The sequence below is a fragment of the Pantoea piersonii genome, from assembly GCF_003612015.1.
GTDB lineage: Bacteria > Pseudomonadota > Gammaproteobacteria > Enterobacterales > Enterobacteriaceae > Pantoea > Pantoea piersonii.
Genome location: NZ_RARB01000002.1, coordinates 661,836 through 683,817 on the forward strand (window position 1 = coordinate 661,836; position 21,982 = coordinate 683,817).

Genomic DNA, 21,982 nt, shown 5'->3' on the forward strand with positions numbered 1-21,982 from the left:
GGCCCGCCGCAGCGGACCTGACAAATCAGTAGGCGCGAAGCGTGCGGAAAACCGCCGCGATTTTGCTGGCATCTTTAATGCCGGGCGCGCTTTCCACGCCGGAGTTGAAGTCAAGGCCTGCGCAGCCGAGGCGTGCCGCTTCCACGCAGTTATCCGCGCTCAGGCCACCGGCAAGCAGCACGTTGCTTAACTCCTGGTCCTTCAGCAGCGACCAGTCGAAGCGTGCGCCGCTGCCACCGTTGCCGTTGTCGAAGACGTAGCGGTCAACGTGCGGCCAGTCGCGCGCGGGCAGCGCGTTTTGAATGCTCAGGGCTTTCCAGATAGCGATCCCGGCGGGCAGCACGGCGCGCAGTTCCGCCACATACGTCTGGTCTTCGTCGCCGTGCAGCTGGACGGCGTTGAGATTCAGCGCGGTCGCTTTTGTGACAACGTCACCGATGGGTGCATTGCGGAACACGCCTGCATAGCGCAGCGGCGCGCCAGCCATTACCTGCTGCGCCTGCGGCACATCGATTCGGCGCGGGGAGCCTTCGGCGAAAATCAGACCGCCGTAAAGCGCGCCCGCTTCAAAGGCTGCCCGCGCATCTTCCGCTCGCGTCAGACCGCATACTTTATTGTCGCCCAGCAGCACGCGGCGCACCGCGCCCGCCAGATCCGGCTCTTCCATCAGCGCCGAGCCAATCAGGAAGCCATTAGCGAAACGGCTCAGCTCGCGCACCTGAGCATAGTTATGAATGCCGGATTCGCTGATAACGGTCACGCCGTGCGACAGGCGGGACGCCAGCTGGCGCGTGCGGTTAAGATCGATCGACATATCGCGCAGATCGCGGTTATTAATGCCGACGACTTTCGCCTCCAGCGCAATGGCGCGCTCCAGCTCCGCTTCGTTGCTGACCTCAGTCAATATGCCCATGTTCAGGCTGTGCGCCACGGCGGCCAGCTGACGATACTCGCTGTCATTCAGTACCGACAGCATCAGCAGAATGGCGTCAGCCTGGTAGTGACGCGCCAGATAGATTTGGTACGGATCGATAATGAAATCTTTGCACAGCACCGGTTGCGTGAGCGCCGCGCTGACAATCGGCAGAAAATCGAAGCTGCCCTGGAAATATTTTTCATCGGTCAGCACCGAGACGGCGGAGGCGTAGTGACGATAAATGCCTGCAATCGTCGCCGGATCGAAATCTTCGCGGATCAGCCCTTTGGAAGGAGACGCCTTTTTGCACTCAAGAATAAAAACGGTGCGGGCGCCCTGCAGGGCATCATAAAAGTTGCGGGATGCGGGCTGTACGTCATTCTGAAAGGACGCCAGCGGCTGCTGCGCCTTGCGCGCGTCTACCCACTGCGCTTTATCCTGAACAATCTTCTCTAAAATCGTGCCTTGCATGGTTATCCTCTCGCTGCCAGAGCGACAACGCGCTCGTAGGCCTGTCCGCTGTGGATAGCCTGTCGCGCACGCTGCGCGTTTTCGCGCAAATCTTCATGACCGAATACTTTTAACAACATCGCCACGTTGACGGCAACCGCTTCCTCATGGGCCTGCTGGCCATTACCCTGAAGTAAACGGGTAAGAATGTCACGGTTTTCTTCGGGCGTGCCGCCAGCCAGCGCCTCCTTGGGATGGAAGCCGAAACCGAAGTCTTCCGGGGTCAGCTGATAGCGGGTGATTTCGCCGTCGCGCAGTTCGGCGACGTGGGTTTCGCTGTGCAGCGCCACCTCGTCCATACCCCCGCCGTGCACCACCGCGGCGCGCTGGTAGCCCAGCACTTTCAGCGTCTGGGCGATCGGCATCACCAGTTCGGGACTGTAGACGCCGATAACCGCCAGCGGCGGTCGCGCCGGGTTAATCAGTGGGCCAAGCACGTTGAACAGCGTGCGCGTTTTCAGCTGCTGACGCACCGGCATCGCATGGCGAAAGCCGGTGTGATATTGCGGCGCGAACAGGAAGCAGACGTTGAGATCGTCCAGTGCCGCGCGCGCCCGCTCAGCGGGCATATCCAGGCTGATGCCGAACGCCGCCAGCAGATCGGAGGAGCCCGACTTGCTGGATACGCTGCGGTTGCCGTGCTTCGCCACTTTCAGCCCGCAGGTCGCAGCGACAAAGGCGCTGGCGGTAGAGATATTAATGCTGTTGCTGCCGTCGCCGCCGGTGCCGACAATATCAGCAAAGGCGTAGCTGGGGCGTGGGAAGGGTCTGGCATCTTCCAGCAGCGCGCTGGCCGCGCCAGCGATCTCCTGCGGCGATTCGCCGCGCACCTTCATGGCGATCAGCGCGGCGGCGAGCTGGGTGGGCTCCAGCTGGCCGGTAATAATGGCGCTGAAGAGCTGATGGCTCTCGCCCTGCGTCAACGTCTGCGCCTGATAAAGTTTTTCCAGGATGGCATGCATGTTCATTCTCCCTGTGATGTCGCCAGCGCCCAGGCCAGCGTCTGCTCCAGCAGACGGGCGCCCTGAGTGGTCAGGATGGATTCAGGATGGAACTGGAAGCCGCAGACGCGATCGGCGTCGTGGCGTACTGCCATTACCATGCCGTTGTAGCTGGCGTTAACCGTCAGCTCCGCAGGCGTATTGCTGCCCACCAGCGAGTGATAGCGCGCCACCGGCAGCGGATTGCTCAGCCCGGCGAACATCGCTTCTCCGTCGTGAGTAATAGCGGAAGCTTTGCCGTGCAGAATTTCGCCCGCCTGACCGACGTGACCGCCATAGGCTTCGATAATCGCCTGATGGCCCAGGCAGATGCCGATGATCGGCAGGCGTCCGCGCAGGGTTTGCAGCAGCTCCGGCATACAGCCTGCGTCTTTCGGCGCGCCAGGGCCCGGCGAAAGCATCAGCACGGGATTCTCCATACGCTGCAGGCGTTCAGCCAGCAGCGCCGCCGAGACGTTGTTGCGGTAGATCACCACGTTGTGGCCGAAGGATCGCAGCTGATCAACGAGGTTGTAGGTAAAAGAGTCGATGTTATCGAGCAGCAGGATATCGGCCATCAGAAAATCTCCTTGCAGTGATGGGCGGTCGCGATAGCACGCAGAACGGCGCGGGCTTTATTGCGGCTTTCGTCCGCTTCCGCCTGCGGATCAGAGTCGAGCACTACGCCAGCGCCGGCCTGCACCGTGGCAATGCCATCTTCAACCCAGGCCGAGCGGATCACGATGCAGGTGTCGAGATCGCCGTGTGCGGTGAAGTACCCGACCGCACCGCCGTAGCTGCCGCGTCGCGTGCCTTCCGCCGCGGCGATCAGCTGCATGGCGCGAACTTTCGGCGCGCCGCTCAGCGTGCCCATATTCATGCAGGCGCGGTAGGCATGCAGCACGTCGAGGTCTTCGCGCAGCGTGCCGATCACGCGGGAGACCAGATGCATCACGAAAGAGTAGCGGTCGACCTTGGTCAGATCGGCAACATAGCGGCTGCCCGGCACGCAGATACGCGCCAGATCGTTGCGCGCCAGGTCCACCAGCATCAGATGCTCCGCCAGCTCTTTATGGTCGGTGCGCATCTCCAGCTCAATACGGCTGTCGAGATCGCGGTCCAGCGAGCCGTCAGCGTGGCGACCGCGCGGGCGCGTGCCGGCAATCGGGTAGATTTCGATCTGACGCGTGACGGCGTCGTACTTCAGCGAACTTTCCGGCGAGGCACCGAACAGCGCGAAATCGCGATCCTGCATAAAAAACATATAGGGGCTGGGATTGCTGTTCTTCAGCGTCTCATAGGCGGCGAGCGGCGATGGGCAGGGCAGCGAGAAGCGGCGCGACGGCACCACCTGGAAAATCTCGCCAAGGCGAATCGCTTCCTGCATCTGGCGCACGGTATCGCAATAGGCTTCGTCGCTCTGGCTGACGCTCAGCGTCATCTGCTCGACCGTCTGAACCGGCAGCGCAGGCGCGGGCTGCAGCATCTGGCCGTGCAGCTGTTCGATGCGGCTCTGCAGACGCTGGAATTCGCTGGTAGACGGGCAGAACAGGCTTGCCTGCAGCGTGGCGCTGCGCGTCTGATGATCGAGCACCAGCAGGGTCTCTGCCAGGTAAAAGCAGTAGTCAGGGCAGCGCTGCTGATTCTTCAGCGCGGGCAGTTCTTCAAATCCCGCTACCAGGTCATAGGCGAACAGGCCGCCGAGCAGCATCGCTTCGCGTTCGTCAGCGGGCGAGTTTACCAGGTGAGGGATCAGGCGCAGCGCGTCGAAAACTGACAGCGCCTGCAGGCGGGAGTCCTCATCCTGCACGGCGTCAGCGGAAGGGAAATGCAGTTCGCGGCCATCCGGACGCGCCTCGATATCAACATTGTCGGGCAGCGCGGCATCCAGCAGCGGCAGCAGCGCGCGGCCATTTTCGGACAGGGCCTGCACCGTCACGCAGGATCCCAGCGCGCTGACGCGCAGGGCGCTGTCGACAATCAGCAGGCTTTTCAGGTTACGTTTGCTGTCGATATCCGCCGACTCGAGCAGCAGAGTTGCCGGACGTGCGCCGCATAACTGGTGAAACACTGCGGCCGGATCTTCGCGGTAGGGCGCGGTGCCGGTAATCAACTTCAATGTAGGTTTCGCATTTGGCATGGTGGTCTCTCTGAAATTCGCCTAAAAAAAAGCCCGCTTTAAGCGGGCTCGGGTCTCTGCACTGCGTTACGCAAGGCGTGCCAGACGTTGCCCGTTATGGGAAACATCGCGCCACCAGCCTGCAGAAAGCATAAAAATCGTCGCCATGAGAAAAGACCCGTTTAGTTGTGAACTTGTGTACTAGTTAACGGGTTCAGCGGATAAAAGTCAATACGCTTTTTCACCTGAGCATAAAATCGTTATCATGCTGGCCGCTTCAACGTGCAGCAGGAGTGCCATTTGAACGAGATTGCCCGTTTCCCTCTTTATGATTTACACAGCCATACGCGCGCTTCCGATGGGCTGCTGACGCCGGAAGCGCTGGTGCAGCGCGCCGTTACTATGCGCGTCGGCGTACTGGCCATTACTGACCATGACAGCGTGGCTGGCGTTGCAGCGGCGCAGCGCGCCGTCGCTGAGCAGGCGCTGCCGCTGAAAGTGCTGGCGGGGGTGGAAGCCTCGACGCTGTGGGAAAATCATGAAATCCATATTGTCGGGCTGAACATCGATATCAGCCACCCGGCAATGACTACTTTTCTGGCGGAGCAAGCCCGCTGCCGTCAGGAACGGGCGGAGCTGATCGCCGAACGGCTGGAAAAGGCGCGCATCCCTGACGCGCTGGCTGGCGCAGCCCGACTGGCCGATGGCGGTGTGATTACGCGCGGCCACTTTGCCCGTTTTCTCATTGAGCAGGGAAAAGCCGACACGATAGCGCAGGTTTTCAAAAGCTACCTGGCGCGCGGCAAAACCGGCTATGTTCCGCCGCAATGGTGTACAATTAAACAAGCTATTGATGCTATTCACCATTCTGGCGGCTGTGCGGTGCTGGCGCACCCTGGCCGCTACGGTTTGTCGGCAAAATGGCTGAAGCGTCTGATCGCGCATTTCCGCGAAGCGGGCGGCGACGCCATGGAGGTGGCGCAGTGTCAACAGGCGCCAAATGAACGAACGCAGCTGGCGCAATACGCCCGTGATTACGATCTGGCTGCGTCGCAAGGTTCTGATTTTCATCAACCCTGCCCGTGGATTGAGCTGGGCCGCAAACTCTGGCTTCCGGCTGGCGTTGAGCCAGTATGGGAGCGTTTCCCGGCGCTGGCGCCCGCAGGCTCTGACGCGGACAGGTGATAAGAGGTTTTTTATGAGTCAACTTTTTCACATTCACCCGGAAAACCCGCAGCCGCGTCTGGTTTCTCAGGCCGTCGACTATCTTAATAAGGGTGGCGTCATCGTCTATCCCACCGATTCTGGCTATGCGCTGGGCTGTCGTCTGGAAGAGAAAAATGCGCTTGAGCGCATTTGCCGCATTCGTCAGCTGGATGGCAACCATAACTTCACGCTGATGTGCCGCGATCTGTCGGAAATCTCCAACTATTCGCAGGTTGATAACAGCGCCTTTCGTCTGCTGAAAAACAATACGCCAGGCAGCTATACCTTTATTCTGAAGGCGACCAAGGTGGTGCCGCGTCGTCTGATGAATGACAAGCGGAAAACTATCGGGCTGCGCGTGCCGTCCAACCCGATTGCGCTGGCGCTGCTGGAAGCGCTTAACGAGCCGATGATGTCGACCTCGCTGATCCTGCCGGGCAACGATTTTACCGAATCGGATCCGGAAGAGATCCAGCACAGCATCGGTAAGCTGGTCGATTTGATTATTGACGGGGGCACGCTGGGACAGCAGCCGACAACGGTTGTCGATCTCACCAGCGATGCACCCCTGATAGCGCGCGAAGGTTCAGGCGATATCCGGCCTTTCCTGTAACAGTCTGGTCAGGTGCCGCTCTGCGCCGCCTGACCAATATTCTGTTTCAGCCAGTTTTGAAAATCTGAATAGGGGATATAGAGCGACACATCTTTTAAAACGATTTTGCCGCTGCGGTTGCTTTTTATCTCGTCGCTGAATCCGACAATAACCCCGCCCAGCGTATTATCCGCATTATAAACCGCGCCGCCCGACATCCCTTTTACCACGCCCGCATTTGACGCCATCGCCATACAGGGTTTTTTATTCCAGCTGTTACGAATAGCGGTGCGCGCTAAATTAGTGCCCGAAGACTCAACCGGCATGGCGGATATAAAACTATAACCGTACATTTTTACCGGGTCGCCGATGCCGCTGCTGCGGAATTTAGCCAGCGTGGTCGCGTCGTTTTTGTGGTAAATGATCGCCAGATCGCAATAGGGGTGGTAAGCCTTTACGCGCTGTACGGCGAATTTCGCCACGTGCGCTGCCGTCAGGCTATATTCAGGCGTAATGGGAATGCTGCTGCCTAGCGTGCCAAGCCCGAGAATCGTAGGAATGCCGGTGAAACTCATGTCCACATGCTGCATTGCCGTACGGCTGTATTCGGTATGGCCCACAGAGCAACCGCTCAGAGCCAGCGCAGCAAACGCCGGCCATAAGAACAGTTTTCTCATGGTGATTATCTTTATGCTGGCATGTCGGAAAATCCCTGGTGAAGGCTTTTGACATGCAATTTAAGACTCATCATTGAGCCGTATTAACGCTGCATTTCCGGTAGCGCCGGTTTATTTTTAAAGAAACGGCAAAAGTTAGTTAAAGGCTTGTTAATAACTTCCGGTCGGGCAACAACTTAAGATTAATAATGCGAAAGTTATTTTTTGCGTTTCTGGCTCTGATTGTACTTATAAATTATCAACAGACAATCGATTAAGATTAATCCTAAAAAGAAATGCAGGGAAATAGGGTGCTAATTCAATCTCTGGTTTTAAAAATGGGATTAAAGTGCGTTAGCTATATTAATATTACGATTTATCCTAGAAATACAGAATGATTCACTACCACGCTGCGCATTGCCAGATGAAAAAAGCAGTGAAAAAGCGAATTAAGCTTAACGCACTTTTAACTGTTTCATTTACCTGATGAATCCTCTGTGCGCTCGATATATTAGCCGTGCAAACCAGATCTGATAATAAGAAAAAAGCATTTGCGCTTCAGTGAGTTGGTCACCAAGCCGCGCTGATAGCCTGACGGCAGCGGATTAATGATTGCCGTCCGCGAAGACGGCAACAGGGAGAAAAAGAGGAGAGTTAACGTCGTCGCCAGCTGTGATACTCCTCGCCGCGCCGTCCTGGCGCGGTCTCGGGCAAACGAATCAGACCCACCAGAGACATAACGCCGAGCACGCCGATATAGATCGCCAGGCCATACCAGTGGCCATTCGTAACCTGTAAAATTTTCACAGCGGCCAGACCGAGAAGGCCGCTGCCGATTAACGAGCCAATTTGCCAGATCACGGCAATGCCGCTGCAGCGAATATGAGTTGGAAACAGCTCCGGAAACCACGAGGCCTGAGGCGCGTAACACATACTGTGACCGAGCGTCAGCGCCACGATCATAGCGATCTGGGTCAGCCAGTAGCTGTTTTGCTGCAGAGCGAGGAAAAAGGGCACGATTGACAGCACAATCAGCAGCGCGCCCAGCAGGTAGACAGGTTTCCGGCCGATGCGGTCAGAAAGCGCGCCCATCAGCGGAATAGCGAAGATTTCCAGAATGACGGCGACAATCATACTGTCCATCAGGATATTACTGTCGAGCTGATTAGCTTTAGCCCAGGCCAGAATAATCACGGTGAACAGGGCAAAGGCGCAGGCTTCAATCAGCTTCGCCGCTACGCCGTTGATTACCAGCCCGGGATAAGCCTGAATTACCTCTTTCAGCGGGCGCGATTCTGCAGCTTTGGTCGCGCGGATCTCTGCGAAAACCGGCGACTCGTCAATTCGCAGCCGGATAAACAGACCAACGATTACCAGCAGGGCGCTCAGCAAAAAAGGGACGCGCCAGCCCCAGCTCATCATCTGATCAGCAGTCAGGAACGCATTCAGAAGGGCGAACAGCGCCAGCGGCAGCAGAAAGCCGGCCGGCGCGCCCGTCTGTACCCAACTGGCGAAGTAACCTCTCCGCGCGGGCTGGGAATACTCCGCCGTCATCAGCACCGCGCCAGCCTGCTCGCCGCCGACGCCGAATCCCTGCAGCAGGCGGATAACGATTAACGAGACCGGCGCCCAGATACCAAGGGTGGCGTAGGTCGGCAACAGACCGATGCAGAAGGTGCCAAGGCCGACAATCAGAATAGTGGCGACCAGCGCTTTTTTACGTCCCACCTTATCGCCGATATGGCCAAAAATAATCCCGCCAACCGGACGCGCCAGAAACCCGACAGCATAAGTGGCGAAGGCGGCCAGCGTACTGACCAGCGGATTATCGCTCGGGAAGAAGAGGTGGCCAAAGAAGAGTACCGCTGCGGTTCCATAGGCGAAGAAATCATAATATTCCGCTGCGGTGCCGATAGCCGATGCGCTGGCGACCCGGCGTATGACCCGGTGGCTGTGAGCGGTTTCAACGGTTGCGCCAGCAGATGGCGTGGATATAGAGGTCATAAAGGTCTCCCGTTTGTCAGAGGCTTATCTACCATACAAGTCTGCAAACTCTTTCGTTGCGAAGATGATCACAGATGTTAAACAGGGGACATGTGGAGGAGAGGCGACGCTAAAAGCCGTCATCGTCGCCTTTATACGCCGTAAAACAGCTGCGCTGCTATTCTGATAAAGCAGGTTACAAATCAGTAAATTAAAGGTATAATGGGCGGAACATCATAACTTAAGTTATTGATTTTAAAGAAGTTTAACCCAAATGACGCCTGGGAAGGCGACAGTGAGGCCGCTATGAGCGAAAAGTTACAGAAAGTCCTGGCACGTGCAGGCCACGGTTCCCGTCGTGAAATCGAAGCAAAAATCGCCGCTGGTCGCGTCAGTATCGACGGCAAACTCGCCACGCTGGGCGACCGCATTGAAAACGATAAATCCCTGAAAATCCGCATCGATGGCCATCTGGTTTCTATCGCCGAGTCGGCGACAGAAGTATGCCGCGTGCTTGCCTATTACAAGCCTGAAGGCGAACTCTGTACCCGAAGCGATCCGGAAGGTCGCCCAACGGTATTCGATCGCCTGCCGCGCCTGCGCGGCTCCCGCTGGATTGCGGTAGGGCGTCTGGACGTTAATACCTGCGGCCTGCTGCTGTTCACCACCGATGGCGAACTGGCGAACCGCCTGATGCATCCAAGCCGTGAAGTTGAGCGCGAATATGCCGTGCGCGTGTTTGGTCAGGTGGACGATGATAAAATTCGTCAGCTGAGCAAAGGCGTACAGCTGGAAGATGGCCCGGCAGCCTTTAAAACGCTGCGCTTCGCCGGCGGCGAAGGGGTGAACCAGTGGTATAACGTCACCCTGACAGAAGGACGCAACCGTGAAGTGCGTCGTCTGTGGGAAGCGGTCGGCGTGCAGGTCAGCCGCCTGATGCGCGTGCGCTATGGCGATATCCATCTGCCGAAAGGTTTGCCGCGCGGCGGCTGGATGGAAATGGATCTGGCGGCGGTTAACTATCTGCGCTCGCTGGTCGGCATGGATGACGAGACGGTCACCAAGCTGGCGGTTGAGAAAGATCGCCGTCGCACCAAGGCGAATCAAATTCGTCGTGCGGTCAAGCGCCACACGCAGGTCAGCGGCAACGGCCGACGCAGCAGCGGCGGCGGCAGCAAACGCGGCTAATAAAAAACGCAGCTCTCGGGCTGCGTTTTTTTACCAGTCGATGCCTTGCTGCGCCTGAATACCCGCATCGAAGGCGTGCTTAACTGGCCGCATTTCAGTTACGGTGTCCGCCATCTCCATCAGCGCGCGATGGCAGCCGCGTCCAGTCAGGATGACGCTCTGATGCGCCGGACGCTCACGAAGCGCGCGCTCCAGCTCTTCCAGCGGCAGATAATCCATGCTCACCATATAGGTGATCTCATCCAGTAGCACCAGATCGAGACGCTCGTCCGACAGCATGCGCCTGGCGTGCTGCCATACCGCAAGGCAGGCGGCCGTATCGGTCTCACGATTTTGCGTCTCCCAGGTAAAGCCAGTAGACATGACCTGAAATTCCACCCCGTGCTGCGACAGCAGGTTGCGCTCACCGTTAGGCCATTCCCCTTTGATAAACTGGATCACGCCCACTCTTTTATCATGCCCGACGGCGCGCAGCGCGGTGCCGAAGGCGGCGGTGGTTTTGCCTTTACCATTGCCGGTAAAGACCATCAGGATACCGCGCGTTTCCGTTGCCGCGGCGATGCGTGCATCAACCTGCTCTTTCAGCCGCTGCTGGCGCTGCTGGTGGCGATCGTCGCTCATTACTCTGCGGCTCCGGGTTTGCGGCCGGGCTGCGCGTCGAAGCTGACGCCTGTTTTACGGCGGCTGTCGTCGCCCATGACATAAAGGTAGAGCGGCATCAGGTCGGCTGGCGTTTTCAGCTTACCGGCATCCTCCTGCGGGAAGGCCGAGGCGCGCATTTTGGTGCGCGTGCCGCCTGGGTTGATGCAGTTAACGCGCAGCGACTGGTTTTTATACTCATCCGCCAGCACCTGCATCATCCCTTCGGTCGCGAACTTCGAAACGGCATAGGCGCCCCAGCCCGCGCGACCGGTGCGTCCCACGCTGGAGGTAGTGAACACCAGCGAACCCGCGCTCGATTTCAGCAGCAGCGGCAGCAAGGCCTGCGTCAGGAAGAAGGTGGCGTCAAGATTGATCTTCATCACCTCTTGCCAGATTTGCGGATCCAGCTCGGCCAGCGGCACGATTTCGCCCAGAATGCCGGCGTTGTGCAGCACGCCATCGAGGCGCGGGAACTGCTGCTCCAGCTGGTCAGCCAGCTGGCGACAGGCATCCGGGGTCGCCTGCGCCAGATCGAACACCACGCAGTGCGCCGGACGCAGGCCCAGTTGGCCGATCGCCTGCTGGGTCTGCTCCAGACGCGCCAGATTGCGGCCAAGCAGAATGACTTCCGCGCCGTAGCGCGCATAGGTAATGGCGGCTTCGCGGCCGATGCCGTCTGAGGCGCCGGTGACAAGAATGATGCGGTTTTGCAGCAGGTCGCTTTTCGGTTGATAGTGCACGGCGATTTCCTTGAGCGCTAAACGGGTTTTTGGCTTTATGCCTTAATTCGCCGTAGGGCGCAATCATCCACAGGCGCTTTCTGTGCCGGGCGCTGGCATTTCAGGCGACGCGCGGCGCTAAACCCGGTAAACTCTCTGATTAGTGCTAATTCTCTGTTTAATAAGGCGGCAGAATGGATTTACTCTCCAGTTATGGATTATTTCTGGCCAAAGCGGTGACGGTTGTTGTAGCCGTCGGTGCCGTCGTGGCGATTATTGTGAACGCGGCGCTGCGCAAGCGCGGCCAGGCGGCCGGGCAGCTCCGGCTGACGCATCTGGGCGATGATTATCAACAAATGAAGGAAGATCTGCAGCTGGCTAAAATGAAGCCGCAGGTACAGAAAGTGTGGCTGAAGCAGCATAAAAAAGCGGAAAAGCAGAAGGCGAAAGCGGAGAAGCGCGCCGCGAAGCAAGGCGTTACTGAACATCAGAAACCGACGCTTTACGTTATCGATTTTAAGGGCAGCATGGACGCCAGCGAAGTGACGGCGCTGCGCGAAGAAGTTTCCGCCGTACTGGCGGTAGCGGAAAAGGGCGATGAGGTACTGCTGCGGCTGGAAAGCCCAGGCGGCGTAGTGCATGGCTACGGCCTGGCGGCGTCGCAGCTGCAGCGCCTGCGCGATCGCGGCCTGCGCCTGACGGCGGCGGTCGACAAAGTGGCCGCCAGCGGCGGCTATATGATGGCCTGCGTGGCGGATCGCATCGTGGCCGCCCCCTTCGCCATTCTCGGCTCTATCGGCGTCGTGGCGCAAATCCCTAACTTCAATCGTCTGCTCAAGCGTAATGACATCGATGTCGAACTGCACACCGCAGGGCAGTACAAACGCACCCTGACGCTGTTTGGTGAAAATACCGACGAAGGCCGTGAGAAGTTTCAGGAAGATCTCAACGAAACGCATATGCTGTTCAAAGAGTTCGTACACCAGATGCGCCCAACGCTGGATATCGACAAAGTGGCGACAGGCGAGCACTGGTATGGCCGACAGGCGCTCGACTTAAAGCTTATTGACGATATCAGCACCAGCGACGAGCTGATCATCAGCCAGATGGATCTGTTTAACGTGCTGGGTGTGCACTATGCGCGCCGCCGCAAAATGATCGACCGCGTCACTCACAGCGCCGGCTCGGTAGCGGAGCGCCTGCTGATGAAATGGTGGCAGCGCGGCGAAAAGCCGCTGCTGTAAAGGGCGTCCGCGCGCTTGCGATAAACGAACCCGGCTTACGCCGGGTTTTTTATGCCAGGTGGTAGCGTGACGAGAGCGTCAGCGCCAGATATTTAAACACGTTAAACACCGCCGTGGTCTTCGCCGTCGGCAGCCCCTCGTCATCAAGGAAAAAGGGACCGCGGAAGACCAGAACGTCTCCTTGCTGAATCACGTCGTCTGCTTCAAGTCCGGCGAAATAATCATCATGTTCCCGAATGAGCGCATTGGCTTTTTCCAGTAGCGCCTGGCGTGAAATGGCCTGAGTATTCTTCTGCATTGAATAGCGCCTTTTTGACATGCACAAAATCCTTTCTATATTACTTGCCAAAACCGCTGCGCGGCAAATCAGCAAAAAGCGCGAAAATCTGGCGCAAAAATCAACTGAGTGCTAATTAAGTTGCGTAACGAATTTTATCAGGTAGAGTGTGGGCGATTCAGATTTCAGGGAGATCACACCGGGAAGTGTGGTTGAGTCAGATGAAAAAGTCGCTCTTATTCATACCCTTGCATAAGCATATGCCAGCTGGCCCGAGATTGACCCCGCAGCCTTGAAAAGCAAAAAAGGCGCAACAATATTGAACCCAATGGGTTTCAGGGCATCAAATCCTCTCCCGTTTATCAGGACGTTTTCATTAGGTAAAGGTACATATGGGTAAAGCACTCGTCATCGTTGAGTCCCCGGCAAAGGCCAAAACAATCAATAAATACCTCGGTAGTGACTACGTGGTGAAATCCAGCGTCGGTCATATCCGTGATTTGCCGACCAGTGGTTCAACAGCGAAAAAGAGTGCTGACGGGGCCGGCGATAAAAAAACCAAAAAGGTTAAAAAAGACGAAAAAGCTGCGCTAGTCAGTCGAATGGGCGTTGACCCGTATCACGGCTGGAAAGCTGACTATCAGATCCTGCCCGGCAAGGAAAAAGTCGTCTCCGAACTCAAAGCGCTGGCAGCCAATGCTGACCACATTTACCTCGCAACCGACCTTGACCGCGAAGGGGAAGCCATCGCCTGGCACCTGCGGGAAGTGATCGGCGGCGACGATAAGCGCTTTAGCCGCGTAGTCTTTAACGAAATCACCAAAAATGCGATTCGTCAGGCGTTCGAAACGCCGGGCGAACTCAATATCGATCGCGTCAATGCGCAGCAGGCGCGCCGCTTTATGGACCGCGTCGTCGGCTATATGGTATCGCCGCTGCTGTGGAAGAAGATTGCGCGCGGCCTCTCTGCCGGTCGCGTTCAGTCTGTCGCCGTGCGCCTGGTGGTTGAGCGCGAACGTGAAATCAAAGCGTTTGTGCCGGAAGAATACTGGGAGCTGAACGCCGATCTGCATACGGCGAAAGGCGATCTGCTGGCAATGTCCGTTACGCACCAGAACGACAGCCCGTTCCGTCCGGTCAACGGCGAACAGACGCAGGCCGCCGTCGCGCTGCTGGAAAATGCGCGCTATGAAGTGGTGGACCGCGAAGATAAACCGACCAGCAGCAAGCCTGGCGCACCTTTTATTACCTCGACGCTGCAGCAGGCGGCCAGCACGCGACTCGGCTTTGGCGTCAAGAAAACCATGATGATGGCGCAGCGGCTGTATGAAGCGGGCCACATTACCTATATGCGTACCGACTCGACCAATCTGAGTCAGGATGCGCTGGCGATGGCGCGCGGCTATATCGACAAGAACTTCGGCAAAAAGTATCTACCGGAGACGGCGAACACCTACGCCAGCAAAGAGAATTCCCAGGAAGCGCACGAAGCGATCCGTCCCTCCGACGTTAACGTGGTGGCGGAAAAACTTAAAGATATGGAAGCGGACGCGCAGAAGCTCTATCAGCTGATCTGGCGTCAGTTTGTCGCCTGTCAGATGGTGCCTGCGCAGTATGATTCCACGACGCTGACCGTCGCCGCCGCCGGATTTAAGCTGAAGGCGAAAGGGCGCACGCTGCGCTTCGACGGCTGGACGCGCGTGATGCCTGCGCTGCGTAAAAATGATGAAGACCGCACGCTGCCGCATGTCGCAACGGGCGAGACGCTGGATCTGCAGCAGCTGGTCCCGAGCCAGCACTTTACTAAACCACCGGCGCGCTTCAGCGAAGCCTCGCTGGTGCGCGAACTGGAAAAGCGCGGCATCGGTCGTCCCTCTACTTACGCCGCCATTATCTCGACCATTCAGGACCGCGGTTACGTGCGGGTGGAAAACCGCCGTTTTTACGCTGAGAAAATGGGCGAAATCGTCACCGATCGTCTGGAAGAGAATTTCCGCGATCTGATGAACTACGACTTTACCGCCACCATGGAAGACAGCCTCGATCGGGTCGCGAACAATGAGGCGGAATGGAAAGGCGTACTGGATAACTTCTTCAGCGACTTTACTCAGCAGCTGGACAAAGCGGAGAAAGATCCGGAAGAGGGCGGCATGCAGCCGAACCAGATGGTGCTCACCTCTATCGACTGTCCCACCTGTGGACGGAAAATGGGTATCCGCACCGCCAGCACCGGCGTTTTCCTCGGCTGTTCCGGCTACGCGCTGCCGCCGAAGGAGCGTTGCAAGCAGACCATCAATCTGATCCCGGAAAACGAAGTGCTCAACGTGCTGGAAGGCGACGACGCCGAAACCAACGCGTTGCGCGCCCGTCGCCGCTGCCAGAAGTGCGGTACGGCGATGGACAGCTACCTGATCGATCCGCAGCGTAAGCTGCACGTCTGCGGCAACAATCCAGAGTGCGACGGATACGAGATCGAACAGGGCGAATTCCGTATCAAAGGCTATGACGGTCCGGTGGTGGAATGCGAGAAGTGCGGTTCGGAAATGCACCTGAAAATGGGCCGTTTCGGCAAGTACATGGCGTGCACCAACGACGACTGTAAGAACACGCGCAAAATTCTGCGTAACGGCGAAGTTGCGCCGCCGAAAGAAGATCCGGTGCCGTTGCCTGAGCTGCCCTGCGAGAAATCAGACGCTTACTTCGTGCTGCGCGACGGCGCGGCGGGCGTCTTCCTGGCGGCGAACACGTTCCCCAAATCGCGCGAAACGCGCGCGCCTCTGGTGGAAGAGCTGCAGCGCTTTAAAGATCGTCTGCCGGAAAAACTGCGCTATCTGGCAGATGCGCCAGCGACCGACCCTGACGGCAATAAGACGATGGTTCGCTTTAGCCGTAAAACCAAACAGCAGTATGTCGCCTCTGAAAAAGAGGGCAAAGCAACAGGCTGGTCGGTGTTTTATATCGACGGCAAGTGGCAGGAAGCCAAAAAGTAAGCTCTTTTCCCTCATAAAGGCCAGCGATGCTGGCCTTTTTCTTAGCCTTATATCAAAACGTTCTACATTCCTTCTTACAATGATATAGTGGTTATAGCATTTCCGACATGTTCCTGTGCTTTGCCTCATTTCTCACCGATCCGGCGAAAATACGTCAATCGGGGATGCCGCTCTGTAGCTTACTGGGATGGAACAGATATGAAATTGCAGCAGTTGCGCTATATCGTCGAAGTGGTTAATCACAACCTCAACGTCTCTTCGACAGCAGAAGGACTTTATACTTCTCAGCCGGGCATCAGTAAGCAGGTGCGCATGCTGGAGGATGAACTGGGCGTGCAGATCTTTGCGCGCAGCGGCAAACATTTAACGCAGGTCACGCCAGCAGGCGAGGAGATTATTCGCATCGCCCGCGAAGTCTTGTCTAAAGTCGATGCGATAAAGTCAGTGGCGGGGGAACATACCTGGCCGGATAAAGGCTCGCTCTACGTGGCGACGACCCATACGCAGGCGCGTTACGCGCTGCCAGGCGTCATCAAAGGCTTTATCGAGCGCTATCCGCGCGTCTCGCTGCATATGCATCAGGGCTCGCCGACGCAGATCGCCGAAGCGGTTTCCAAAGGCAATGCAGATTTCGCTATCGCCACCGAAGCGCTGCATCTCTATGACGACCTGATCATGCTGCCATGCTATCACTGGAATCGCTCAATTGTTGTCACGCCCGATCATCCGCTGGCGGGCCAGGAGCAGGTTTCTATCGAGGAGCTGGCAGAATACCCTCTGGTTACTTACACCTTCGGCTTTACCGGACGCTCGGAACTGGATACCGCTTTCAATCGCGCAGGCCTTACGCCACGTATCGTCTTTACCGCCACCGACGCAGACGTTATTAAAACTTATGTTCGCTTAGGCCTGGGGGTGGGTGTTATCGCCAGTATGGCCGTGGATCCGATTGCCGATCCTGACCTGGTGCGCATCGAAGCGGCGGAAATTTTCACCAACAGCACCACGAAAATCGGCTTTCGCCGCAGCACCTTTTTACGCAGCTATATGTATGATTTTATTCAGCGCTTTGCGCCTCATCTTACGCGCGACGTGGTCGATGCGGCGGTGGCGTTACGCTCCAATGAAGATATTGAGGCGATGTTCAAAGATATTAAGCTGCCGTTTAAGTAAATCCGCGTATCGTTTAATAATGTTAAAGGCTGCCCTGGGCAGCCTTTTTTGTCTGTAGTCGTTAGCGCCACCTTAATGTCGAAAATTGTTATTATTTTTTTGTAAATGAAACACCGATCACATGTTTTTCTGTTTGCATTACTTAAATGAGAAACAGTACACAAAATTTACTTTGCCGCTTTGCGTGCTGCCAGGATTATTCCCATACTCCAGTTAAGACCTGATGTGAAAGCGCTTTTTATCAGGTTCTTTAAAGTTAACTCAAATTTGAAATGGCCCTAATCGCAATTTAACTCAAATTTGCAATCTAATAATTCAATTAAGGAAATATGTCGCGATTCATTATTCCTTAAGTTTTCTGGCCACGTTGATTAATAGCGTTAATCGTTGTGCTCAATAAAAATAACTGGATTTTCGGCCTTAATGAGTTTAGGATTCGTCCTAAATCTTAATCGATGTTATCAATCGTTTTATTGAGAGTGATTATCAGAAACTATGGCTACGAGACTGACTGTACAACCCGACTTCCGGGCAAAAAGCACCAAGGTTGAGCGCTCTGGTAATATCCGTCGCAAGGCCTGGTTAACCGTAATAGCTGCTTCTGCGCTGTTCTGGGTGGTTGTGGCATTGATGATCTGGCGTATATGGGGTTAAACCATGTGGGCGAACACACTCAGCAGTAAACAGTCGTTATCCGCGCCTCAGCTTAAAGCCCCTGCCTGTAAAGGCAAAGAGAGCAGCGTGACGGAACACAAAGTGACTATCCCGGATAGCTGGGAACTGAGTGAAAATCAGCGTCACTTCATCGAGTCTTTCATGGACCCGAAAGCCAAATAAGCTGTCAGCGTTACCTGGCTTCGCCAGTGCAATACTTCTTTCCGGTTATCCGGCGGGCAAATTAAAAGCCCACTCTTTACACTCAGCATATAAAAAGGGTGTCATCACATAAATGATGACAGCAGGACTTTTTTACGCCCGTTTTCGGGAGGAGTGACGTATGAACATCAATATGATTAAGATGTCCTGGCTGAGCGCATATGCATTCTCATTTGCATTCTGGGCCGCGGCCGTATGGATTGCTGTATAACCTGAAAGTAGTATTCTCCCTCATTCTTTTCGCTTACGCCCCGCATAACCTGCGGGGCGTTTTCGTTTGTGCGCGCGATAGTGTAGCATTTTGTGTTGTAATCAAAACGTTAAGGAAAATGTAGTCTATCTTTAACATAAACCTTGTTTTCTCTGAGGTTAACGCGATCACGATAAGAAAAGGAGGAGCTATGTCGGAAACCCTACGCGAGCAGAGTCAGGACACGCTGCAGGTCGACGAGCAGCAGTACCATATTTTCAGCCTACCCCGCGCCGCCCAACATCTTGGTAACATCGACCGCCTTCCTAAATCATTAAAAGTGCTGCTGGAGAATCTCCTGCGCTGGCAGGATGGCGATTCCGTAACGGAAGAAGATATTCATGCGCTGGTCGGCTGGCAGCAGACCGGCCATGCCGACAGAGAAATTGCTTACCGGCCTGCGCGCGTGCTGATGCAGGATTTCACCGGCGTCCCGGCGGTGGTGGATCTGGCGGCGATGCGCGAAGCGGTGAAACGCTTAGGCGGCGATGTGGCGAAGGTGAATCCACTGTCGCCGGTCGATCTGGTGATCGACCACTCCGTCACCGTAGACCGCTTCGGCGACGACAGCGCCTTTGAAGAGAACGTGCAGCTGGAGATGGAGCGCAACCATGAACGCTATGTGTTTTTGCGCTGGGGCCAGAAAGCGTTCAATAAATTCCGCGTTGTGCCGCCGGGAACCGGTATTTGCCACCAGGTTAACCTGGAATACCTCGGTAAATCTGTCTGGCATGAGCAGATAGACGGCAAGCAGTTTGCCTGGCCAGATACGCTGGTCGGCACCGATTCGCATACCACAATGATTAACGCGCTGGGCGTACTGGGTTGGGGCGTCGGCGGTATCGAAGCCGAGGCGGCGATGCTGGGCCAGCCGGTATCTATGCTGATCCCCGATGTGGTTGGCTTTAAGCTGACCGGTAAGCTGCGTCCGGGCATTACCGCGACTGATTTAGTGCTGACCGTCACCCAGATGCTGCGTAAGCATGGTGTGGTCGGGAAGTTTGTAGAGTTTTACGGCGATGGTCTGGCCGATCTGCCACTGGCGGACCGCGCTACTATCGCCAATATGGCGCCCGAATATGGTGCCACCTGCGGATTCTTCCCGATTGATGACGTGACGCTGGGCTACCTGACGCTGACGGGGCGCGATGCCGAGCAGGTCGCGCTGGTCGAAGCCTACGCGAAAACGCAGGGGCTGTGGCGTAATCCTGGCGACGAGCCGATTTTTACCAGCTCGCTGTCGCTCGATATGCAGAGCGTGGAGTCCAGCATCGCCGGTCCCAAACGCCCGCAGGATCGCGTCTCTCTTGGCGATGTGCCCGCTGCGTTCAACGCTAGCCACGAGCTTGAGGTTAATCATAGCCAGCCGGCGCATAAATCCGTTACCTATACCGACAGCAAAACCGGCCTCAGCCATCAGATCGAGGATGGCGCGGTGGTCATCAGCGCCATTACCTCCTGTACCAACACCTCTAACCCGAGCGTGCTGATGGCGGCGGGGCTGCTGGCGAAAAAAGCGGTAGAGCGCGGCCTGAAGCGTCAGCCGTGGGTAAAAGCGTCGCTGGCGCCGGGTTCGAAAGTCGTCTCCGATTATCTGGCGGTAGCGCAGCTGACGCCTTACCTCGATAAGCTCGGTTTTAATCTTGTCGGTTACGGCTGCACCACCTGTATCGGCAACTCTGGGCCGCTGCCCGATGAAATAGAAGCCGCAATTAAAGAGGGCGATATTACCGTCGGCGCCGTGCTTTCCGGCAACCGTAACTTTGAAGGACGTATCCATCCGCTGGTGAAAACCAACTGGCTGGCGTCGCCGCCGCTGGTGGTCGCCTATGCGCTGGCGGGCAATATGAAGGTCAACCTGCAGACCGAGCCGCTGGGTCAGGATCGTCAGGGCAACGACGTTTTCCTGAAGGATATCTGGCCGTCGCCGGAAGAGATCGCCACGGCGGTGCAGCAGGTGACCAGTGATATGTTCCATAAAGAGTATGCCGAGGTGTTCTACGGCACGAAGGACTGGCAGCAGATCAAGGTGAGCGAAGCGGCCACCTATGAATGGGACGAAGGATCGACCTATATTCGCCTGTCGCCGTTCTTTGACGATATGGAGCGTGAACCTAAACCTGTCCAGGATATCAAAGGCGCGCGGGTGCTGGCGATGCTGGGTGACTCGGTAACTACTGACCATATCTCGCCCGCGGGCAGTATCAAAGCGGATAGTCCTGCAGGACGTTATCTGCAGTCACATGGCGTCGACAAAGCCGACTTTAACTCTTACGGTTCAAGGCGCGGCAACCATGAAGTGATGATGCGCGGTACCTTCGCCAATATCCGTATTCGCAATGAGATGGTGCCGGGCGTCGAAGGCGGTTATACCCGTCATATACCGAGCGGCGAACAGCTGGCGATCTACGATGCGGCGATGAAGTATCAGGAAGAGGGGACGCCGCTGGCGATAATTGCCGGTAAAGAGTATGGCTCCGGCTCTAGCCGCGACTGGGCGGCGAAAGGTCCGCGTCTGCAGGGTGTTCGCGTGGTGATAGCGGAATCTTTCGAGCGTATCCACCGTTCCAACCTGATCGGCATGGGCATTCTTCCGCTGGAATTTGCGCCAGGCGTGACGCGTAAAACCCTGCAGCTTACCGGTGAAGAGGTGTTCGACATTGAAAATCTGTCGCAGCTGCAGCCGGGCTGCACGGTGAAAGTGACGATGAAGCGCCCGAATGGCACGCAGGAAACGCTGGAGACGCGCTGCCGAATTGATACCGGTAATGAGCTGACCTATTACCGCAACGACGGCATTCTGCACTATGTGATTCGCAATATGCTGAACTAATGATAAAGCCGGGGAAACCCGGCTTATACAACAGCGCTTGAGTATAAAGCGCGGTTGGCATGGGCAGAAGAGCAAAGCGTCCCGCGCCAGGGATGGCGCGGGCCGAGCGAGCAGGGATGCCTTGAGCGACTTTGCGATCGGCCCTTGCCAACCGCGCCGTCTGCCTGGCCTGTAACAGCTCCCTTATTCAGATTTAGGCAGCAGGTGGCCCATCTTTTCCGCTTTAGTATCGAGATAGTGCGCGTTCTTCGGGTTACGGCCGACAATCAGCGGCACGCGCTCGACGATATTAATCCCCGCTTCGCTGAGGATCTCCACCTTACGCGGATTATTGGTCAGCAAACGCACTTCATTTACCCCCAGCAGTTTGAACATATCGGCGCACAGCGTGAAGTCACGCTCGTCTGCCGCAAAGCCGAGCTGGTGGTTGGCTTCGACAGTGTCATAGCCTTTATCCTGCAGCGCGTAGGCGCGGATCTTATTCAGCAGGCCGATATTACGACCTTCCTGACGATGGTAAAGCAGCGCGCCGCGGCCCTCTTCGGCAATGGCGTTCAGCGCCGCTTCCAGTTGAAAACCACAATCGCAGCGTAAACTGAACAGCGCATCACCGGTCAAGCATTCCGAATGAACGCGCGCCAGTACGGGCGTGTTATCGCTGATGTCGCCGAATACCAGCGCGACGTGATCGTGACCGGTTGCCACTTCTTCAAAACCTACCATGAGGAAATCGCCCCAGGGCGTGGGCAGTTTGGCTTCTGCCACCCGTTTAAGCTGCATGTGACTCTCCAGAACCTTCAGAGGATGCGCTATTCTAAAATAGCGCAC

16 protein-coding genes, 1 pseudogene and 1 other annotated feature are annotated in these 21,982 nt (G+C 56.5%); of the genes and pseudogenes, 8 read left to right on the forward strand and 9 right to left on the reverse strand.

The window, feature by feature from the left end; translation table 11 throughout:
• Positions 1 to 25: 25 nt before the first annotated feature.
• The 3 genes and pseudogenes from trpCF to D7S44_RS09040 all read right to left on the reverse strand — a co-directional run bounded on the left by trpCF (position 26) and on the right by D7S44_RS09040 (position 4,546).
• Entirely contained in the window at positions 26 to 1,387 is a 1,362-nt protein-coding gene (gene trpCF, locus D7S44_RS09025) for a bifunctional indole-3-glycerol-phosphate synthase TrpC/phosphoribosylanthranilate isomerase TrpF (protein ID WP_167456964.1), read from the reverse strand.
• 2 nt (positions 1,388 to 1,389) lie between these two features.
• Positions 1,390 to 2,984, reverse strand: a pseudogene (gene trpD, locus D7S44_RS23870) (bifunctional anthranilate synthase glutamate amidotransferase component TrpG/anthranilate phosphoribosyltransferase TrpD).
• Complete coding sequence (locus D7S44_RS09040) at positions 2,984 to 4,546, reverse strand: anthranilate synthase component 1 (protein WP_120454051.1); 1,563 nt, start codon at positions 4,544 to 4,546, stop codon at positions 2,984 to 2,986. The pseudogene trpD and the gene D7S44_RS09040 overlap by 1 nt, the downstream one beginning before the upstream one ends.
• Before the next feature lie 23 nt (positions 4,547 to 4,569).
• Positions 4,570 to 4,669, reverse strand: a sequence feature (Trp leader region).
• A gap of 156 nt (positions 4,670 to 4,825) precedes the next feature.
• On the opposite strand from D7S44_RS09040, the gene rnm reads away from it, so the two are divergent.
• Both rnm and D7S44_RS09050 read left to right on the forward strand, forming a co-directional pair.
• A complete protein-coding gene (rnm, locus tag D7S44_RS09045; protein WP_120454053.1) occupies positions 4,826 to 5,710 on the forward strand; it encodes an RNase RNM in 885 nt (294 codons plus the stop codon).
• A gap of 13 nt (positions 5,711 to 5,723) precedes the next feature.
• Positions 5,724 to 6,344: an L-threonylcarbamoyladenylate synthase gene (locus D7S44_RS09050; protein WP_120454055.1), complete on the forward strand. Its 621-nt coding sequence runs from the start codon at positions 5,724 to 5,726 to the stop codon at positions 6,342 to 6,344.
• 8 nt (positions 6,345 to 6,352) lie between these two features.
• On the opposite strand, the gene D7S44_RS09055 is transcribed toward D7S44_RS09050, so the two are convergent.
• Complete coding sequence (locus D7S44_RS09055; RefSeq protein WP_120454057.1) at positions 6,353 to 7,000, reverse strand: S1 family serine peptidase; 648 nt, start codon at positions 6,998 to 7,000, stop codon at positions 6,353 to 6,355.
• Between the two features lie 633 nt (positions 7,001 to 7,633).
• A complete protein-coding gene (locus tag D7S44_RS09060) occupies positions 7,634 to 8,983 on the reverse strand; it encodes an MFS transporter (protein WP_120454058.1) in 1,350 nt (449 codons plus the stop codon).
• A gap of 285 nt (positions 8,984 to 9,268) precedes the next feature.
• On the opposite strand from D7S44_RS09060, the gene rluB reads away from it, so the two are divergent.
• A complete protein-coding gene (gene rluB, locus D7S44_RS09065) occupies positions 9,269 to 10,150 on the forward strand; it encodes a 23S rRNA pseudouridine(2605) synthase RluB (RefSeq protein ID WP_120454060.1) in 882 nt (293 codons plus the stop codon).
• 30 nt (positions 10,151 to 10,180) lie between these two features.
• Here rluB and cobO read toward each other — a convergent pair whose 3' ends face one another.
• A complete protein-coding gene (gene cobO / locus D7S44_RS09070; protein ID WP_120454062.1) occupies positions 10,181 to 10,771 on the reverse strand; it encodes a cob(I)yrinic acid a,c-diamide adenosyltransferase in 591 nt (196 codons plus the stop codon).
• Positions 10,771 to 11,532 (reverse strand): YciK family oxidoreductase, encoded by a 762-nt coding sequence (locus tag D7S44_RS09075; protein WP_120454063.1) that lies wholly within the window; start codon positions 11,530 to 11,532, stop codon positions 10,771 to 10,773. Before D7S44_RS09075 ends, cobO begins: the two co-directional genes overlap by 1 nt.
• A 173-nt stretch (positions 11,533 to 11,705) precedes the next feature.
• Here D7S44_RS09075 and sohB point away from each other — a divergent pair, with 173 nt between their 5' ends.
• A complete protein-coding gene (sohB, locus tag D7S44_RS09080; protein WP_120454065.1) occupies positions 11,706 to 12,755 on the forward strand; it encodes a protease SohB in 1,050 nt (349 codons plus the stop codon).
• A 49-nt stretch (positions 12,756 to 12,804) separates the two neighbouring features.
• On the opposite strand, the gene D7S44_RS09085 is transcribed toward sohB, so the two are convergent.
• Positions 12,805 to 13,053, reverse strand: a complete 249-nt coding sequence (locus D7S44_RS09085) for a YciN family protein (RefSeq protein WP_120454067.1) — start codon at positions 13,051 to 13,053, stop codon at positions 12,805 to 12,807.
• 371 nt (positions 13,054 to 13,424) lie between these two features.
• On the opposite strand from D7S44_RS09085, the gene topA reads away from it, so the two are divergent.
• From topA to acnA, 4 genes are all read left to right on the forward strand, one after another.
• Complete coding sequence (gene topA, locus D7S44_RS09090) at positions 13,425 to 16,022, forward strand: type I DNA topoisomerase (protein WP_120454069.1); 2,598 nt, start codon at positions 13,425 to 13,427, stop codon at positions 16,020 to 16,022.
• Positions 16,023 to 16,220: 198 nt separating this feature from the next.
• Positions 16,221 to 17,195 (forward strand): HTH-type transcriptional regulator CysB, encoded by a 975-nt coding sequence (gene cysB, locus D7S44_RS09095; protein WP_120454071.1) that lies wholly within the window; start codon positions 16,221 to 16,223, stop codon positions 17,193 to 17,195.
• 495 nt (positions 17,196 to 17,690) lie between these two features.
• Positions 17,691 to 17,849 (forward strand): YmiA family putative membrane protein, encoded by a 159-nt coding sequence (locus D7S44_RS09100; protein WP_120454073.1) that lies wholly within the window; start codon positions 17,691 to 17,693, stop codon positions 17,847 to 17,849.
• Positions 17,850 to 18,472: 623 nt separating this feature from the next.
• Positions 18,473 to 21,154, forward strand: a complete 2,682-nt coding sequence (gene acnA / locus D7S44_RS09110; RefSeq protein ID WP_120454078.1) for an aconitate hydratase AcnA — start codon at positions 18,473 to 18,475, stop codon at positions 21,152 to 21,154.
• A gap of 183 nt (positions 21,155 to 21,337) precedes the next feature.
• On the opposite strand, the gene ribA is transcribed toward acnA, so the two are convergent.
• A complete protein-coding gene (gene ribA, locus D7S44_RS09115) occupies positions 21,338 to 21,934 on the reverse strand; it encodes a GTP cyclohydrolase II (protein WP_120454080.1) in 597 nt (198 codons plus the stop codon).
• Positions 21,935 to 21,982: the final 48 nt, after the last annotated feature.

Coding starts and splice junctions, on each gene's coding strand:
- sohB (WP_120454065.1), top strand. CDS start 11,706: ATGGATTTACTCTCCAGTTATGGATTATTTCTGGCCAAAGCGGTGACG.
- D7S44_RS09050 (WP_120454055.1), top strand. CDS start 5,724: ATGAGTCAACTTTTTCACATTCACCCGGAAAACCCGCAGCCGCGTCTG.
- acnA (WP_120454078.1), top strand. CDS start 18,473: ATGTCGGAAACCCTACGCGAGCAGAGTCAGGACACGCTGCAGGTCGAC.
- cysB (WP_120454071.1), top strand. CDS start 16,221: ATGAAATTGCAGCAGTTGCGCTATATCGTCGAAGTGGTTAATCACAAC.
- D7S44_RS09055 (WP_120454057.1), bottom strand. CDS start 7,000: ATGAGAAAACTGTTCTTATGGCCGGCGTTTGCTGCGCTGGCTCTGAGC.
- D7S44_RS09060 (WP_120454058.1), bottom strand. CDS start 8,983: ATGACCTCTATATCCACGCCATCTGCTGGCGCAACCGTTGAAACCGCT.
- rluB (WP_120454060.1), top strand. CDS start 9,269: ATGAGCGAAAAGTTACAGAAAGTCCTGGCACGTGCAGGCCACGGTTCC.
- ribA (WP_120454080.1), bottom strand. CDS start 21,934: ATGCAGCTTAAACGGGTGGCAGAAGCCAAACTGCCCACGCCCTGGGGC.
- D7S44_RS09100 (WP_120454073.1), top strand. CDS start 17,691: ATGGCTACGAGACTGACTGTACAACCCGACTTCCGGGCAAAAAGCACC.
- D7S44_RS09085 (WP_120454067.1), bottom strand. CDS start 13,053: ATGCAGAAGAATACTCAGGCCATTTCACGCCAGGCGCTACTGGAAAAA.
- trpCF (WP_167456964.1), bottom strand. CDS start 1,387: ATGCAAGGCACGATTTTAGAGAAGATTGTTCAGGATAAAGCGCAGTGG.
- cobO (WP_120454062.1), bottom strand. CDS start 10,771: ATGAGCGACGATCGCCACCAGCAGCGCCAGCAGCGGCTGAAAGAGCAG.
- D7S44_RS09040 (WP_120454051.1), bottom strand. CDS start 4,546: ATGCCAAATGCGAAACCTACATTGAAGTTGATTACCGGCACCGCGCCC.
- topA (WP_120454069.1), top strand. CDS start 13,425: ATGGGTAAAGCACTCGTCATCGTTGAGTCCCCGGCAAAGGCCAAAACA.